Source organism: Hyphomicrobium sp., assembly GCF_009026145.1.
Lineage (GTDB): Bacteria > Pseudomonadota > Alphaproteobacteria > Rhizobiales > Hyphomicrobiaceae > Hyphomicrobium_A.
In genome coordinates this window covers 87,005-102,858 of record NZ_WBUE01000005.1, presented here as the reverse complement: position 1 = coordinate 102,858, position 15,854 = coordinate 87,005, and the positions used below count along the sequence as shown (strand labels likewise).

Annotated in this window: 16 protein-coding genes and 1 tRNA gene; 3 read left to right on the top strand and 14 right to left on the bottom strand. The window is 64.8% G+C overall.

Features of this window, described 5'->3' with window-relative positions; all coding sequences use genetic code 11:
* Positions 1-172: 172 nt before the first annotated feature.
* Entirely contained in the window at positions 173-679 is a 507-nt protein-coding gene (locus F9K20_RS06320; RefSeq protein ID WP_290998732.1) for a DUF3617 family protein, read from the top strand.
* Between the two features lie 43 nt (positions 680-722).
* On the opposite strand, the gene F9K20_RS06315 is transcribed toward F9K20_RS06320, so the two are convergent.
* The 11 genes from F9K20_RS06315 to F9K20_RS06265 form a co-directional block, all read right to left on the bottom strand.
* Complete coding sequence (locus F9K20_RS06315) at positions 723-1,688, bottom strand: PQQ-dependent catabolism-associated beta-propeller protein (protein ID WP_290998729.1); 966 nt, start codon at positions 1,686-1,688, stop codon at positions 723-725.
* Entirely contained in the window at positions 1,688-2,959 is a 1,272-nt protein-coding gene (locus F9K20_RS06310; RefSeq protein ID WP_290998727.1) for an ABC transporter substrate-binding protein, read from the bottom strand. The genes F9K20_RS06315 and F9K20_RS06310 overlap by 1 nt, the downstream gene beginning before the upstream one ends.
* A 134-nt stretch (positions 2,960-3,093) precedes the next feature.
* Positions 3,094-3,648 (bottom strand): c-type cytochrome, encoded by a 555-nt coding sequence (locus F9K20_RS06305; protein WP_290998724.1) that lies wholly within the window; start codon positions 3,646-3,648, stop codon positions 3,094-3,096.
* A gap of 29 nt (positions 3,649-3,677) precedes the next feature.
* A complete protein-coding gene (locus tag F9K20_RS06300) occupies positions 3,678-4,478 on the bottom strand; it encodes a hypothetical protein (RefSeq protein ID WP_290998721.1) in 801 nt (266 codons plus the stop codon).
* Positions 4,479-4,487: 9 nt separating this feature from the next.
* Positions 4,488-6,272: a quinoprotein dehydrogenase-associated putative ABC transporter substrate-binding protein gene (locus F9K20_RS06295; RefSeq protein WP_290998718.1), complete on the bottom strand. Its 1,785-nt coding sequence runs from the start codon at positions 6,270-6,272 to the stop codon at positions 4,488-4,490.
* Between the two features lie 110 nt (positions 6,273-6,382).
* Complete coding sequence (locus F9K20_RS06290; RefSeq protein ID WP_290998715.1) at positions 6,383-8,272, bottom strand: PQQ-dependent dehydrogenase, methanol/ethanol family; 1,890 nt, start codon at positions 8,270-8,272, stop codon at positions 6,383-6,385.
* A 620-nt stretch (positions 8,273-8,892) separates the two neighbouring features.
* Positions 8,893-10,029 (bottom strand): serine hydrolase, encoded by a 1,137-nt coding sequence (locus tag F9K20_RS06285; RefSeq protein WP_290998714.1) that lies wholly within the window; start codon positions 10,027-10,029, stop codon positions 8,893-8,895.
* A gap of 114 nt (positions 10,030-10,143) precedes the next feature.
* A tRNA-Thr gene (locus tag F9K20_RS06280) sits at positions 10,144-10,218 on the bottom strand.
* A 132-nt stretch (positions 10,219-10,350) separates the two neighbouring features.
* Complete coding sequence (locus F9K20_RS06275; RefSeq protein ID WP_290998712.1) at positions 10,351-10,521, bottom strand: hypothetical protein; 171 nt, start codon at positions 10,519-10,521, stop codon at positions 10,351-10,353.
* Between the two features lie 214 nt (positions 10,522-10,735).
* Entirely contained in the window at positions 10,736-11,029 is a 294-nt protein-coding gene (locus tag F9K20_RS06270) for a hypothetical protein (protein ID WP_290998710.1), read from the bottom strand.
* 201 nt (positions 11,030-11,230) lie between these two features.
* Complete coding sequence (locus F9K20_RS06265) at positions 11,231-12,175, bottom strand: omptin family outer membrane protease (protein ID WP_290998709.1); 945 nt, start codon at positions 12,173-12,175, stop codon at positions 11,231-11,233.
* Positions 12,176-12,555: 380 nt separating this feature from the next.
* On the opposite strand from F9K20_RS06265, the gene folE reads away from it, so the two are divergent.
* On the top strand, positions 12,556-13,131 hold the full coding sequence (folE, locus tag F9K20_RS06260; protein ID WP_290998706.1) for a GTP cyclohydrolase I FolE: 576 nt from the start codon (positions 12,556-12,558) through the stop codon (positions 13,129-13,131).
* Position 13,132: 1 nt separating this feature from the next.
* Here the strand turns inward: folE and truA are convergent, their stop codons facing one another.
* Complete coding sequence (truA, locus tag F9K20_RS06255) at positions 13,133-13,915, bottom strand: tRNA pseudouridine(38-40) synthase TruA (protein WP_290998704.1); 783 nt, start codon at positions 13,913-13,915, stop codon at positions 13,133-13,135.
* Positions 13,916-14,005: 90 nt separating this feature from the next.
* A complete protein-coding gene (locus F9K20_RS06250) occupies positions 14,006-14,272 on the bottom strand; it encodes a hypothetical protein (RefSeq protein ID WP_290998701.1) in 267 nt (88 codons plus the stop codon).
* 164 nt (positions 14,273-14,436) lie between these two features.
* On the opposite strand from F9K20_RS06250, the gene F9K20_RS06245 reads away from it, so the two are divergent.
* Positions 14,437-14,883 (top strand): pyridoxamine 5'-phosphate oxidase family protein, encoded by a 447-nt coding sequence (locus F9K20_RS06245; RefSeq protein WP_290998698.1) that lies wholly within the window; start codon positions 14,437-14,439, stop codon positions 14,881-14,883.
* A gap of 7 nt (positions 14,884-14,890) precedes the next feature.
* Here F9K20_RS06245 and fmt read toward each other — a convergent pair whose 3' ends face one another.
* A complete protein-coding gene (gene fmt, locus F9K20_RS06240) occupies positions 14,891-15,814 on the bottom strand; it encodes a methionyl-tRNA formyltransferase (protein ID WP_290998970.1) in 924 nt (307 codons plus the stop codon).
* Between the last annotated feature and the right edge of the window lie 40 nt (positions 15,815-15,854).

The following is a 15,854-nucleotide window of genomic DNA, read 5'->3' as shown; positions in this document are numbered from 1 at the left end:
GGGTCGCCGCAGAATCATTCCCACCCCGGCGCCCGCTTGCAGCCATCGCGCGTGGTCGCACTTCAACATCGCGTGAGAACGCTCGCGTGCGGCGCGCATCGCGCCATGACGCGCTTGCCATTGTTTCCGCGGCGAAGAATATGCCGTTACACAATAACACAGGGACGAGACGATGAACTGGACGGCGAAGGTTCTTCTGGCGGCCGCGTGCTTCACTCTGCCATCGGCCGTATTGGCGAGCGACACGGCATTGCCGTTACGCAAGGCGGGCAAGTGGGAACAAAAGACCGTCATGGACGAGGGCGGCAAGAAGCACGAGCAGACGCTCACCATCTGCATCGATGCCGACATGGAGCGCAGCACTGCCCTTGCCAGCGACGCCGAGCACAAGAAGAGCTGCTCGAAGTACGAGGTGAAGAAGGATGGCGCAGCGGTGATCGTCACCGCCACGTGCAAGATGAACGGGCGTGACGTGGAAAGCCGCACCGAGATGAGCGGTGACTTTCAGGCCGCGTTCACGGTCAAAATCGACTCCACGACCTCGGGCATCCAGGATTCGCAGTCCATCTCGGTCAAGCGCGTGATCGAGCAGCAGGGGAAGTACCTGGGCGAATCATGCGGCGACCTGCAGGCCGGCGAGGCCATGGGCACCGACGGCAAGAAGGTCTTCGTGCAGTAAGGGAACCGGCGGTGCGCGCAGGCGCACCGCCGCGACCCCCACGTCAATCCGGCTTGATCACCAGACCCCAGGGCAGGCGCCCCACGGGCACGGACTTCTCAGCCTTCAGAGTCGCCACGTCGATCACCGTCATGTCGTTGGTGAGGCCATTGGCCGAATAGAGCTTCTTGCCATCGGGCGAGATCGCCATATGCCATGGCCGCTGACCGGTAAGGATGTAGTCGGTCACCTCATAGGTCGCGGTATCGACGACGGCGATGCGGTTGGCGCGGCCGATGGCGACGAATGCCTGCTTGCCGTCCTTGGAAAAGACGATGCCCATCGGCTGAATGAGCTCGGGACGCACGCCGGCGATCTCGAAGTGCAGCTTCTTGACCGTCTTGTAGGTAGCCGCATCGATCACGGCGACGGTGCCGCCCACCTCGGCGGAAACCCACACGTGCTTGCCGTCGTGGGTGAAGGTGGCGACGCGCGGGCGCGTGTCGACGAGGATGTTGGCGAGCACCTCGAAGGTACTAGTGTCGATGATGTGCGCCATGCTGGTGGCTTCCGAGGTGGCCGTGACGAGCTTGTCGTCGGGACTGACCGACATGCCCTCCGGCTCGACGCCGACCTCGATCTCGGCCAGCACCTTACCGCTGGCGCGCTCCAGCACCGTGACGTAGCCGTCGTCCTCGTTGGCGACGTAGACACGATCGCCCTTGTGATCGACATCCAGGAGCTCCGGGTCGGGCCCGGTGTCCATACGGCGCACCACCTCGAGCGTACCCGTATCGATTACGTCGAGCTGATCGTCGTCGCCGACGCAGACGAGCACCTCCTTGTAGTCGGGCGTGATGGCGATACCGCGCGGGCGCTTGCCGACGGGGATGGTTTTGATGACCTTCAACGTCGCGGAATCGAGCACCGTGACGGTATTGTCTTTCTCGTTGGAGACGAAGATCGTGTCGGCCGCCGCCGGCGCGCACGCAAGACACGGCAGAATAAGCGTGGCGAGAAGCCGTCGCATCACTCGCTCCCCTTGGATGCTGTGGCCGATAGCCGGCACTTTGTTTCGGGCAGGTCGAAGCCGAGCGTGTCGGTGAGATATTTCGGGTGCAGGAAGCCCTCCTGCGGCGAGATGGAGACGAGCGCCCGAGGGCCGGCGATAAGAATGGGCTGGCGCAGCTGCAGATCCCAGTGACGGAAGTTCATGCCCTGACCTTTGAAGCCGGCGACCTCGAATTTGTCCGATAGGATGTAATGGCGCAGTGCCTCAGGGCTGTTCTTGCCGGTGCGCGTAACCGCCTCACCCACGATGCGTACGGCGAGCCAAGCCGCGTAGTCGCGCTCCGTCATGATGCGCCCGGCCTTGCGTTCGAAGCGATTCTGCATCTGCGTGCCGGCGTACTCCTCGAAGGCGCGATGCCAGGCGACGGCGACGAGACCGTGCGTGCCGACGACCGGGCGTGGCTCGGCGGTGCGGAACAGGAGATAGTCGCCGAAGACGTCGGACTCGTCGGCCACCACGACCACGTCGTGATCGGGCACCCCCTGCGTGAGCATCGGCATCTGCGACTGGATCTGCTGATGTCCGGTGTCGGTGCGCCGCGATCCGGCTTCGAACACGTAGGGGCGCTCGGCGACGATCTTGGCGCCGAAGCGTGCCGCCGCGCGCCGTATGGCTGCGGCGTAGCCCTGGTCGGCCGGCGACTTGCCGACGATGAGCACCCAGTGCCGCCACTTCTTCCACAACAGGTACTGGGCGAGTGCGTCGGCGCGCATCGCCCAGTTCGGCGGGATGTGGAACACGTTCAGCCGGCACTGCTCCTGGCGCAGCGCATCGTCGCTGGTGCGCACGTCGAAGATGAGCGCATCCTTTGCTTCGGGAAGATCGGCGACGGCCAGGAGATCGGCGCGCTCCAAGTCAGCGACGATGATGCCGTGGCCTTGTCCCAGAAGCTCCTTCGCCTTGTCGACCGGGTTATCCTTCTCGCCGAGGAGCGCCTCCAGTAGATCGTAGTGCTGACCGAGCAGACGCCCCGTGCGGTTGTCCTCCTCCAGCGCGATACGGGCGCCCTGGATGCCCTTGTCCTTCACCTCTTTGTCGACGAGGGAAAGCGGCGGCGGCTCGTCGTAGTCCTTGGTGAGGTAGACGATCGTCGTCGTGAGCGAGGGTACGGCCTCGGGCGAGGGCACCTTCGGCTCGGCGCGCGAGCCGGTATGCAGCGCGACACCGGCGCCGATGATCGCGCCGGTGTATAGGAGCCAACGCACCGCAACGGATACCTGGGCTGTCATGGCCATTTTCACGATACGTTATAACCTCGCATCGATCCTGTAAGCCAGCCCGCGCCGACCGGGTCAAATCACAGGTTCGCGGGCGGGTCCGCAGAGGCAGGTGATGCCGTCTTGCGGACCCCGCGCGCTGCAGATCACCAATGGCGCCGTTCAGGTCCGCCAGCGAACTTGGTGCGGATCCAGGCGATGATCTTCCACACGTCCTGGTCGGTATCGATCAGCTCGCCGAAGGGCGGCATCGGCCCGACGACGCCCTCGGTGCCCTTGCGCGCGTAACCGGCCTTCTTGAGCTCGTCGGAGCCAAGCGAGATGAGACGGAATAGTGTGTCGTCGGTGTCCCCATAGACCCACACCGTGTTGGTCAGCGGAGGGCACATGCCGCCGCCGCCACCACCGCCATGACAGCCATTGCAGCTCTTGCCGAAGTACAGCTTCTGGCCCTCCGCGATCGCTTCTGGATTGTCGGTGTAGGGGTTCTTGAGCGTACCCTTGGGCGAGGCCGCGACGCGCTCGAGCGGTTTCATCGGCTTCTTGAGTTCGTCCATCGAGAGCGGAGCAGGAGCCGCGCCCTCGGCCTGCGCCGGAGGTACCGGCGGTGCAGAAGTATCGGCGGCCGAAATCGGATTGACGTATGCAACGACGGCGCCGAGTGCGAGTGCGGCAGCTGCCTTGCGAAGTACCCTTTGCATTGACGTTCCCTGTTCTGTTTCCCCAAGTTTCAGTCGACGATGTCGAAGGCAATTCCCCCGACATCGCAGCGCGGTTCTGCTGCCGCTTTGCTTTCGCCCTCGCGTGCAGCGTCCACCTCCGTGACGCTGCCGGCGGTAACTAGTTTCGTCTTCGCATCGAGCCAATACGCGGTCGAATAAAAGGCGGGCGGATTTCCAAACTTGCGAAGTAGGGCACAGGCAAAGTACCTGCCGTCCGCCCTCGACCTTCCCACCGGCGGATTGAAATCGACGAGCTGCAGCGACAGCGACGCGCCGCCTGCGTCGCGAAGCTTGATTGCCTCGCCGTTCTTTGACTCGGCGATGTGCGTATGGATGTCGCCCATCACCTGCCAAGCCTGCATGCCGACGACAGAGCTGGCGCGCTCGATGGTCGGCAGCCACCACCAGGGAAGCGGCGCGCGCGTAATGCTCATCCACACGCCGCCGTCCGGCTGCGGCGCCTTGTGGATGCGGATGTCCATCAACTTCAGGCGATAGCCGTCGGGCTTGAGCCAAAAGTCGAGGGCATATCGCTTGCCGGAGACTTGCTCGTCGTGAAAATTCACGTTGGGGAACCAGCCATAGCCCGGCAGCCCGCGCACGATGCGCACGTCATCCAACACCAGCGAAAGCTGATCGCCGGTGCGCGCGTCTGTGAAGGAGAAGACGCCGCCGCGCGTGCGCTCGGCGATCACCGCCTTGATGGCCGCCGTAACGTCCTCGTCGGTGAGTTCCCTGCGCGCTGCGCTATCCGTTGCCGCACCGGACACAATGGCCGCGATGCATAGGAAGCAGATTGCTCTCATCATCGCCAATGCTTAATTGCTGCTCCCGTCTGCGGCCTTGCCGATGACCTTCAGCGCCTTGGCTGCTTGCTCGGAACCGTTCTGCTCGGCGATCTGCAGCGCGGTCTTGCCCTCCGACGATTTCAGGTCGGCCGACGCCCCCGCCTGCACCAAGAGCCCGATCATCGGCGTGATGTTGCGTGCCGCCGCGATCATCAATGGCGTGACGCCGTGCTTCGACTGCGCGTTGACGTTGGCGCCCCGCTTGATCAGCTCGCGCGCGACGTCGAGCGGTCGCGTGCTGCCCGGCAGGAAGATGCCGCCTTCCCCAGGAGAAACCTGGCTGGCGGCGACCATCAGCGGGGTCAGTCCGTCCGGGCCGGCCGGATTGTCGATGGCGGCGCCTGCTTCCATAAGCGCTCTCGCCACCTCGAACTTGTTCTCGGCAATGGCCAGCGCGAGCGGTGGATAGCCCTGAGCGCCCCCCCCCTCGATATCGGCGCCGCGCGTCAGCAGCATCTTTACCGACGGCACGTGATTGCGCATCGCGGCGTGAATGAGCGGCGTCATACCGTCACCGTCGGCGGCGTTGATGTCGGCGCCGAGATCGGCGAGCCTTCCGATGAGATCGGGATGACGGTTGCGCGCTGCCGTGTGCGTTGGCGCGTAGCCCTGCGCGTCGCGGGCATTGATGTCGGCGCCCTTCTTGACCAGCAGCTTGATGCGCTCGATGTCGGCGGCCAGCACCGCGTTGGAGAGCTCCTGCGTGAGGTCGGCGCCTTCCGCCAGCCAAGATTCGAGCCGCTGCGGCGTGACGACCTGATCCGGCGTCGCCGCTTCCGGCTTCGGGGCGAAGACCGTCGAGGGGAGCACCGTGTAAGCGCCGTGCGCGGGCAGTGTGCCCTGAATGAGGCAGCGGCTGCACTGCACGAGCGGCACACCATAGTCGTTGAGGATCTTCTCGATTTCGTCCTTCGACGCTTCAAGCGCATACTCGAGCGCATATTTGAGCTTGGCGTCGCGCTTGCGCACGCCGACCGACAGCTCGAACTCGAGCGGGATGTAGTCCTCCCACAGGTTGACGGGCTGCACCATTATCGGCTCGCCCTTCATCTTTTCCACCCAGCCGGCGAACGGCCCCCAGATGGCGGCGACGTCGAGCTTACCGTCGATGACCTCCTGCACCTGCCGCCAGGGCTGGTTCTCCGGCTTCAAGTCGGCGTTGTGGCTCAGCGTGTGCAGCTTGAGGTTCGGAGCCAGACCGCGCTTGGTCAAAACCTCGCGCACACCGGAGGTTTGGAACACGCCGATCCTGAGCTTCTTCAACGCCGGGTCGTCGAAGCCTTTGAAATCGAAGCCGCGGTCGTTGCGATACGCAAATACGTACGTGGTGCGATAGATCGGGAACGTCGTCAGCGCGAGGCCGTAGTCGGACGGCAGGTCGAGCAGCACGTCGCACATATTGGTTTCGAACGTCTCGCGCGTCAGCCCACGCTCGAGGTACGGACGCCAGAAGTAGATGAGATCGGCGCCGAGCGCTCTCGCGATCACCTCGGCGATCTTGTTCTGATAGCCGGCGCCATTGATGTCGGAGAGGGGCATGTTGCCCGGATCGGCGCACACATTCAGCTTGCCGAGCGTCTTCTTCTCGAAGGCTTCCTTGCCCGCTCGGCGCGCCGCCGTCTTTTCGGCCGCCGTCAGCTCGTCGTATTCCTTTTGCGAGTCCCGCGCCGCCTCGGCCGTGCCCAGCAGCGCGCACGACATGACGAGGGCGGCAAGCAGCGAGGCGCCAGCACTCTTCACAACGCTGTCTTTCACTTTGTTCCTCGGATTGGAGCGGCCGGCCTCGCCGAGAGCAGCGAGACGCCGCGAACGCAGCAATGGCGCCCCTGCCTTGCAGGCAGGAGCGCCATCACGTCTCGGTTACGTCATTCCATGACGCGGAAGGTGAACAAGGTGCCGGCCTGCGGGATCTTGTCGAGGTTGGCCGCCTTGGTCATTGCCGTCGCACCGATCGCACCGAACTTGTCGTTCAGGTCGAGACCGGCCGTCACCGGCACGCCGATCCAGCCGCCGATGCCGACCAGGATCGACACGTACTGCTTGTCCTTCACCTTGTAGGTGATCGGGTTGCCGATCATGCCCGAGGCGAGCTTGCGGTGCCAAAGCACCTTGCCCGACTTGCGGTCGACGGCGCGGAAGTCGCCGCCGAGCGAGCCGTAGAACATCAGGCCGCCGTCGGTGACCATGGTGCCGCCCCAATTCGGATAGGGATCCGGAATCTCCCAATCCGCCTTGCCGGTCAGGACGTCGAACTTCTTGATCTTGCCGGTGGTGCCGGGCTTCTCAGGGAACATGTACACGTTGGCGAACACGTAAACCGTGCCCTGCTGCGTGTGCGTGCGCTCCTGCGGCTCCAGTTCCATGCACCAGTTGTTGGTGGGGCAGTAGAACTTGTTCGGCTCCTTCGGATCGACGGCGCAAGGCTGCTGATCCTTGCCGCCCATCGCCGACGGGCACGCCGACACGTTGCGGCCGCGCTCGAGCGGCGAGTGCTCGCGCACCTTGATCGGACGGCCGGTCTTCAGGTCGACCTTCTCCGCCCAGTCCGTCGTCACGTACTTGTTGGCGCGCAGCAGCGTGCCGTCGGCGCGATCGAGAACGTAGGCAAAGCCGTTGCGGTCGAAGTGGACGAGGGCCTTGCGGTCCTTACCGTCAACCTTCATGTCGACGAGGATGTTCTCGTTGACGCCGTCGTAGTCCCACTGATCGAAGGGCGTCATCTGGTAGGCCCAGACGGCCTCGCCGGTATCGACCTTGCGGGCGAAGATGGTCATCGACCACTTGTTGTCGAAGGCGCCGGTGTTGCACTCCTCGTGGCTCTTGTCCGGGCACCGATAGGCCGGGCTCCACAGACCAGGGTTGCCGGTCGAGTAGTAGACGAGCTTCAGCTCCGGATCGTAGCTGTACCAGCCCCAAGCCGCGCCACCGCCGATCTTCCAGTCCTCGCCGGGGAACGTCTTGATGCCGAGGTCCTGGCCGGCCGTGCCGTAGTGCGGGTTGGCCTTGTTGGTCTCGGGTGTCAGGCAGACGTCGGCGTCGGCACCGGTCGAATGGCAGTTCCATACCATTTTACCGTCGGCGAGGCTGTAGGCCGTCACGCGACCGCGCGCGGCAAACTCGTCGCCACCGAAGCCGATGATGACGAGATTCTCGGCGATGAGCGGAGCCGACGTGATCGTCTCGCCCTTCTCCGGCCAGGCGTGCTTGACGACCCAGGCTTCCTTGCCGGTCTGCGCATCGAGGGCGATCACGTAGCCGTCGAGCGTGCCGTACACGAGCTTGCCGTCGGCGTAGGATGCGCCGCGGTTGACCGTGTCGCAGCAAGCGCGCGGCACGGCGGACTCGTCGCGGTCATCCTTTTTGACGTAGTTCCAGATCTGCTTCGGATTGTCCGGGTCGGACAGATCGAGGCCCTGGGCGATGTTGCACTGGGCCATGTTGGGGCAGCCCGAGATGAAGAACATCATCGGCTTGCCACCAACGTCCTCGATGAAGAGGGGCTGGCCTTCGTGACCGCGCAGCGCGCCGGTCGACTGCGACCAGATCATCTGCAGCTTACCGACGTTGTCGGTGGTGATGTCCTTCAGCGGGCTGTGACGCGTCAGCTTGTTGTCGCGCCCCGGTGCCGGCCAGGTATTCGGGTCTTGCGCCCGCTTCTCGATCTCCTCGTTCGCCATGCCTGGTCCGGCAAGGCCGATCAAGGCGGCCGTCAATCCGCCGGCAAAGCGGATGGCCCCTTTCCTCGTAATGTGCATTGCGCTTCCTCCGTATCCACGCTTCTTCACGCCTCCCGATGAGCCGCATGCGAGCACGAGTTCAGCCGTTCGGGGATCGCGAGATCCCCGTCGTTGCGATCGGCTCTGTTCAGCGGCTCCACCCCCAGCCGCATGCCCGTGGGCTGCGGCTTGAAAAATGCGGACAGATCTTCGCAAGCAGCAAAGTGGCCTGCTCAAATCTGCTCCGCTCAGGTAGCGCGGCGTTATAACATTAGGTGCCGGATTTGCCCGGAGATAGGGGATGAGTTCCCGCCACAGTCGGCGAACTTTTCCCCATCACGATGTCTTGAAGGGCGACGCTGGCAATTGCTTTCGACGCCGCACGCCCAGCCTCGCGAAAGGGAAAAAAGCGCGGCCAGGCGCCGGGAGGACCCAAACGAAGGGAACGGTCTTCTCGGCGCCCGGGCCGCAAAGCGTGGCAGCGCGACGGTACGAATGACCGCGAGACGCTGCCAGTGGCGGCATTCCCGCGAGCGATAGCAATCTTCGCCCCGGCGCGTTGCCCTTCATTCCCGAGCGGTGCGATTGCTGCGGCGGAACGGTCATAAGTGACACGCTGCATTGCGCATCACGTTCGCGTCATCGAGCTCGCTGCGCGGCTACTCGCTGCGCGCGACATAGAAGATGTCGTCGGCCAGCTTATCGAGGTCTTCGACGCCATCGCTGTTCGTCAATAGCGTCACCGACAGCCAACTCCCCGTTCTCTGGTGGCGCAGAATGGCGTTGTAGGACGTGTACCCCGGTACGGACCCAGAGTGGTGGTAGCTGTCCCACTCCCCGTCGTGGCCGACGAACCAGCCCATGCCATAATAAGTGAGCGGATCGACCCGCGCCGCGTCCGAAAGCATCAACCGCGTGCTTGCAGCGCTCGCTACGCGTCCCTCCATCATCGCCTTGTTCCATTGGAACAGGTCGAGGACGTTGCTGGCCATATCACCGCACCCATCGAGCCAGTGCGGCTGTGCGAAAGCCGGGCGTCGCCGGTAGTGTGGCTGCGCCACGTCGGAGCCGGGCGCATAATCGCCGACGAAGCCGGTCTGCGTGAGACCAGCACGCGGTAGGATCATCGCACGCACGTAGTCACGTGCTGTCGTGTGCCGGCTCTCGCCGGCCAACACCGCCGCCTCGATAATCCGCGCCAGCAGGAAGTAGCCCGTGTTGCTGTACTCGAATGTGTTCGGCCAGCCGTGCGGGGGCAGCTGCTTCAGGGCGGCGAGCAGCTTCGGCATGGCGACCGAACCCCACGGGTCCGCCTCGCGCGGCGGGTGCTTCGTGAAGTTGGGCAGGTTTGACGTCATGGTGAGCAGGCTGCGCACGGTGATCGGCGGCTCCTCCGGCGCCGTCCACTTCTCGACGTCCTCGAAGATGTCGCGCATCGGCGTGTCGAGCGTCAGCCGGTCTTGTGAGAGCGGCGCGCGTGCTCCGCTCTCGATCAATCGCAGCACCGCAGCGGCCGTGAACTGCTTGGTAAGCGAGCCGATGTGGTACACGGTGCGCGCGCTGGCGAGGCTATCCTGGCGCGCCTGCCCGAACCCCTTGGCCAGCACCAGCTCGCCATCGATGCCCACCGCGACCGACAAAGCTGGCACGCCGGCATTGCCGGCGCGTGGCTTCAGAAACTGCTGGACGAGGCTATCGACGCGCGCCGACTTGTACGTCGACCAATCGGCGAGGGCCGCTCCGGGGATGAGGAGCAGAAGCGCGGCGCCAAGGATGGTTGTCCCGATGCGAGCCATGCATCGAGAATAGTACAGCCCCGGTATGGGGCAATACGCAGGGGCCCGCTTCGAGCCCCCATTCGCACCCGCCGCGCGGCGGCAAGTATTCTTGTCGGGGTATCTGGCGGTATCTGGTGCTGCGAGAGAGGATTGAACTCTCGACCTCTCCCTTACCAAGGGAGTGCTCTACCACTGAGCTACCGCAGCGATTGGATGACCCTGGCCCGCCGTAGCGGAAAGCGCAGAGCGCTGTCGGTGTAATCGGCGCAGGGCCCGATGGCAAGGCGCAAAACGCAGCCAGCGTGCCCCATCGGCTCGGGCCCCGCGGGGCGCATGGCCTCAAAACAGGCCGGGGTACGTCTGCAGCAGTCGCATCTCCCCCTCGATGCGGATGAGGTGCAAGAGGCGCAGCTTCACGGCGAACGGCAGCTGCCGGCGTACCCCGCATTGCGCACGCAGATGCCGGCCAATACTTCGCATCCAATAGGGCATGTCATCTGGAGCCGGCATGACGGGGCAACTCAGGCGCGCCGCGCCGGTTCCAGGCAGCTGGCGCCTCGGCGGTTAAGTCCCGGACATGGCCCGGGGATGCAGCCACCCAGCCGGAATCCAGCTTCCCGCCGCCACCCCCAAGTTCTCGCCCAGAATCGCAAGCGTGGCTGAGAAACACAAAGCGGCCGTGGGCGTGAGCCGCGCGGCCGCAAAGTGTTAAGCGAGCCGAAGCTTAGCGGTCGCCGCCGGGGACGCCTTCCTGCTCCAGCTCGGGGAGGGTCTTGCCGCCCTTCATCTGGCGGCCCTCTTCGAGATCGGCCGGCTCGTTGCCGAACTGGTTCTGCTCCTGCTTGACGATCGACTCATCCGAGCCCTTGGAGGCGCTGGCATCGACGTCCGGCTTGTCCGAGCCGCTGAACTGGTCGATCTCCTGCTGCGGGATGGACTCGGCGGCATAGGCCGAGGCCGTGAACAGGCCAACCATGGCCGTAGCGGCGAGAGCTGCGATAATCTTAGTGGTCGACATGACGTTTCAACTCCACAAAAGGATTGCACCTGTGACTTTCGAACGCCTGTCTTCCAAGCGCCCCGAACGTGCCACCGTCCGATGCGCAAAACATAGGCGCAAAACCCCTAAAACTCCGCTCGCTGGATGCCGACAATTGAAGCGAATGTAATCGACGTCTTGGGCACTTTTGAATGGCATTCGCAACTTTGCGGGACATACTCAATATTCGAGTATGGCGCCGAAGGAGACGGTCTGCGTGATGCTCTGGGCACCCGCTGCGTTCCACCCACTGCTCTCGACCACGCCCGACGTGTAGTTGAGCTCGGAGGATAGACCCTTGGCGAGGTCCCACTGCTGCAGATCGTACTCGCCCTTGAGCATGAGATTCGGCGTCAGGCGATAGCCGACGTGGGCGTTGGCGCCGACCATGTTGCTTTCGCCGAAGTGCTCGGTGAACAACAGCGTGCGCAAGTGATGGTTGTCCTCGTCTTTGCCGCCCACCCACCACGAGCCGATGACACGGCCCTGCACCGTCCAGCGGTGCCATTCGCCGTTGAACTGCAGCCCGAGATACGGCGCCTGCCAGTTCTGTTCGTAGCTGATCACGAGCTGGCCCGGCGCAAACGTGGTGTAGTTGGCCCAGCCGCCGCGCGCCTGCCAGGCTTGGCTGTCGCGCTTGTAGCCGACGAGCGCCGTCAGGGCGATCGTGTCCGTCTCGTAGAAGATCGCGGCCATATAAGCGTCGACGGATAGGTAGTTCGTGAGCGTCGTATCGTTGTGATGCGAGTGACAGAAGTCGTCCGTCGCAAGGCACCTGTCGGTATCGCCGGGACGCGTCCAATCGTAGTCGTCCATGGTCGAGCTATCGGAGATCTTGGTGCGGAAGCGTGCCCCCAGTGCGAGCCAATTGAGCGGCGTGATCGCTATGCCGCCGTTGAACACGGCGACGTTGTCGAACGCCCAGACGAGCTGGCTGACCTTGCTGTTGTCGGCACGATAGACGTACTCGTTGGCCTCGCCCTGCATGAGCCCGATCGAGGCCTCGAGGGCGACGTTGTTGTATTGCCTAGTGGCCTTCGGCGATGACGTCTGCGCTCCGGCAGACGTGCCCGCGCAATGCATGGCCAGCACGAAAACAGACAGCGTCGGCACGCGGTGCAGCATGATTCCCCCCGGTTTCACGGCGCCCCGGGGCGGAAGGTGACTGATTCGATTTACGCCCAGCAAGCGGTGGTGCTTGCCCTCCAGCGAGTGGCGAGGCTCGCGCGGGCCTGAACCCGGACGACGTTTGCGGACCTCGCTCCCGGAGTTGCATCGCCTGTCGGACGGCGCCTGAGCGAAACGCCGCCCAAATTTGACCTCCACGCCTTTGGGTGGCGCCGATCGGCACCCATATGAAATCGACTTGCGCGGCCAATTGAGCGAAACGGCAGCAGATTGCGCTATGCTGCCGCGGCGGGTCACCTTGCCGGGTGCTCCGCAACAGCATAAGAGCCGCAGCGACACGAGCCGTACCCGTGCAGAAGAAGCGTAGAGAGCCGTCCATGGATCAGTCCGTCCGCCCCAGCCGCTCGGAAGTCGAGGCGGCGTTCCGCACCATCATCCGCTGGACCGGCGATGATCCCGATCGCGATGGTCTGCATGAGACTCCAAGACGCATGGCACGCGCCTACGAGGAGTATTTCCGCGGCTACAACGAGGATCCCGAGGCGATCCTGTCGAAGACCTTCGAGGAGACCGAGGGCTACGACGAGATGATCGTGCTGCGCGGCATCCGCTTCGAGAGCCACTGCGAGCACCACATGGCCCCCATTATCGGGCGCGCTTGGGTCGCCTACATTCCGAGCGGCCGCGTCGTCGGCATCTCCAAACTGGCGCGGATCGTCGAGGTATACGCGAAGCGTCTGCAGATCCAAGAGAAGATGACGGCGCAGATCGCCAATGCCATCGATCATGTGCTGCAGCCGCAGGGCGTGGGCGTCGTATTGAAAGCCGAGCACTTCTGCATGACCGCGCGGGGCATCATGAAACCGGGCACCGACCTCGTCACCAGCCGCATGCTGGGGTGCTTCCGCGACAGCGCCGTGACGCGTCAGGAGTTCATGTCGATCATCGACTGAGCTAGTCGTCGTCGGGGGCGACCTCGGTGCCCGTATCGGCGGCGCGGCCATAGTCGACGCGCACGAGGTAAAGCCCGCACGCGGCGGCCACCGGCCCGCAGGCCGTGCGGTCGCGTGCTTCGAGCGCCGCCTTTAGGTCGCGCGGGCGCCATTTGCCCTCGCCGACCAGCTTCAGGCTGCCGACCATGGAGCGTACCTGGTTGTGCAGGAACGAGCGCGCCGAGGCCTCGACGACGATCTCGTCGGCATAGCGCGACACATCCAGCCGATCGAGCGTCCTGAGCGGCGAGTTGGCCTGGCACTGCGCGGCGCGAAAGGTGGTGAAATCGTGCCGGCCGAGCAAAGCCTGCGCAGCCTCATGCATGGCAGCGGCATCGAGCGTGATGGGCAGCCACCACACGCGGTTGCGCTCGAGCGCCGGCGGCGCGCGCCGCGACAGGATGCGGTAGCGATAGTGCCGCGCCGTGGCGCTGTAGCGCGCGTCGAAGTCATCGGCCGCGTTCTCGCAGTCGACCACCACCACGGGCGCCGGGCGCAGATGAAAGTTCATCGCCTCGCGGATCTTGAAGGGCTCCCAGGCCCTCTCAAGATTGAAATGCGCCACCTGCCCGAGTGCATGAACACCCGAATCGGTGCGGCCGGCGCCGCGCACGGCCGCCGCCTCACTGGAGAAGCGAAACAGCGCTTCCTCGAGCGCACCCTGCACCGACGGCCCTTGCGCCTGTCGCTGCCAGCCCAGGAATGGCGTTCCGTCGTACTCGATGGTGATGCGATAGCGGGGCATGGAGGGTGCGAGTGGCCGCGCGCCGCATTGCGCGCCGTCCATCCCTAGCCGCGCCGCGCGGTGGCCTCAAGCAGCGTTCGAGCCAAGTCCTCAGCGGCCGGCAGTCGCCGCACCGTAGGAGCCGCGACGCAAGGATGCGCCACCGCCGATATCGATCTCGAGCGGCGTGGCGGCGTCGGGGTTGACGATCAGATGCGTCGTCGGCGGCACCGGGCGATAGACGCGCACGCCTTGCTCGATGGTGACGACGGCCCCGTAATAGGGGCGCGTCTCGATGCGTGTGGTGTGCGGCTGCTGAGCCAGCGCTGCCGGTGCGGCGCCGGCCGCCAGGAGCAGAAGAAGCCCTACGAAACGCATCGAACATCTCCCTGCAACGCGCTGAAATGCTAGCGAAATATTAACGATACTTGGAGGTCCCGCGTCAACCGCGGATGGTGGCGCGCCGCCCATTGATGCTCGTCAACGCTAACGGGCCGCTCCTGGAGCACCTATGTCTTGCACGGACTCGATGGAGGCAGGCGTTGTCGCCCGAACTGCACAGAAAGATCCTCGACATCCTCGCGCGTCACAACAACATGACCATCGCGACGCTGCGGCCGGATGGCTTTCCGCAGGCGACGACGGTCGGCTACACCAATGATGGGATGAAGATCTATTTCGGCTGCGGGGTACGGTCGCAAAAGGCGCAGAACCTGGCACGCGACCCGCGCGTCTCCGCCGCCATCGATGCAGATCACGCCAACTGGGCGGAGATCGAGGGCTTGTCTTTGGCCGGAACCGCAGCGCGCGTCACCGACCCCGGCGAGCTGGCCAAGGTCGACGAGATCTTCCTTGCCAAGTTTCCGCAGGCGGCAGCGTTCTCAACGGATGACCGCGCGGCGACGGCCATCTATCGCGTGACACCGATCGTAATCTCCGTACTCGACTACACGAAGGGCTTTGGCCACAACGACCTCGTCACCGTCTGAACTTGCGTCAAAGGTGCGTGCCCGGAGGAATGGGGAAGCCGCGCAGAACTTCGGCCGCGGGCATCGGCTTCTTGCCCGCGCGCTGCAGCTCGATGAGCCGTACCGCGCCCGACCCGCAAGCTACCGTCAGCTTATCGTCCAGCACCAATCCAGGCGTGCCACTTCCCGCAACAAGTGCGGCCCGCAGCACCTTGATGCGCTCGCGCTTGCCGTCCACACCCGTTTCGAACCAGGCGCCGGGAAAGGGTGACAGCCCGCGGATCAGGTTGTGCACGTGCTGCGCGTCCTGGGCAAAGTCGATGCGCGCCTCCGCCTTGTCGATCTTCTTCGCATAGCTGACCCCCTCCGCCGCCTGCGGCTGGCAACTGAGCGTGCCGCGCTCCAGCGCCGACAGCGCGCGCACCATGAGCGAAGCGCCGCGCTGCGCCAGCACATCGTGCAGCTCGCCCGCCGTCTGCTCGGGGCCAATGGCAACACGCTCGGCGAGGCACACGGGACCTGTATCGAGCCCCTGCTCCACGCGCATGACCATCACGGCGGTCTCGGTATCGCCGGCCATGACGGCACGCTGGATGGGGGCGGCGCCGCGCCAGCGCGGTAGCGCCGAGCCGTGCAGGTTGAAGCAGCCGTGGCGCGGGGCGGCGAGCACAGAGGCAGGCAGCAATAGTCCGTAGGCGACGACCACGGCCGCATCGGCCGCGTGCGCGGCGAATGCCGCCTGCTCGTCCACGCCCTTGAGGCTCTGCGGCGTCAGAACTGGGATGCCGGCCGCCTCGGCGAAGATTTGCACCGGGGACTTGCGCTCCGCCATGCCGCGGCCGGCGGCGCGCGGCGGCTGCGAATAGGCGGCAACCACCTGATGCCCGGCGCCGACGATCTCGGCCAGCGTCGAAACGGCAAAATCCGGCGTTCCCATGAAGACGATGCGCAGGGACATGGATTTTGAGCCGCGTTGTTTAGGGGGCGCCGCG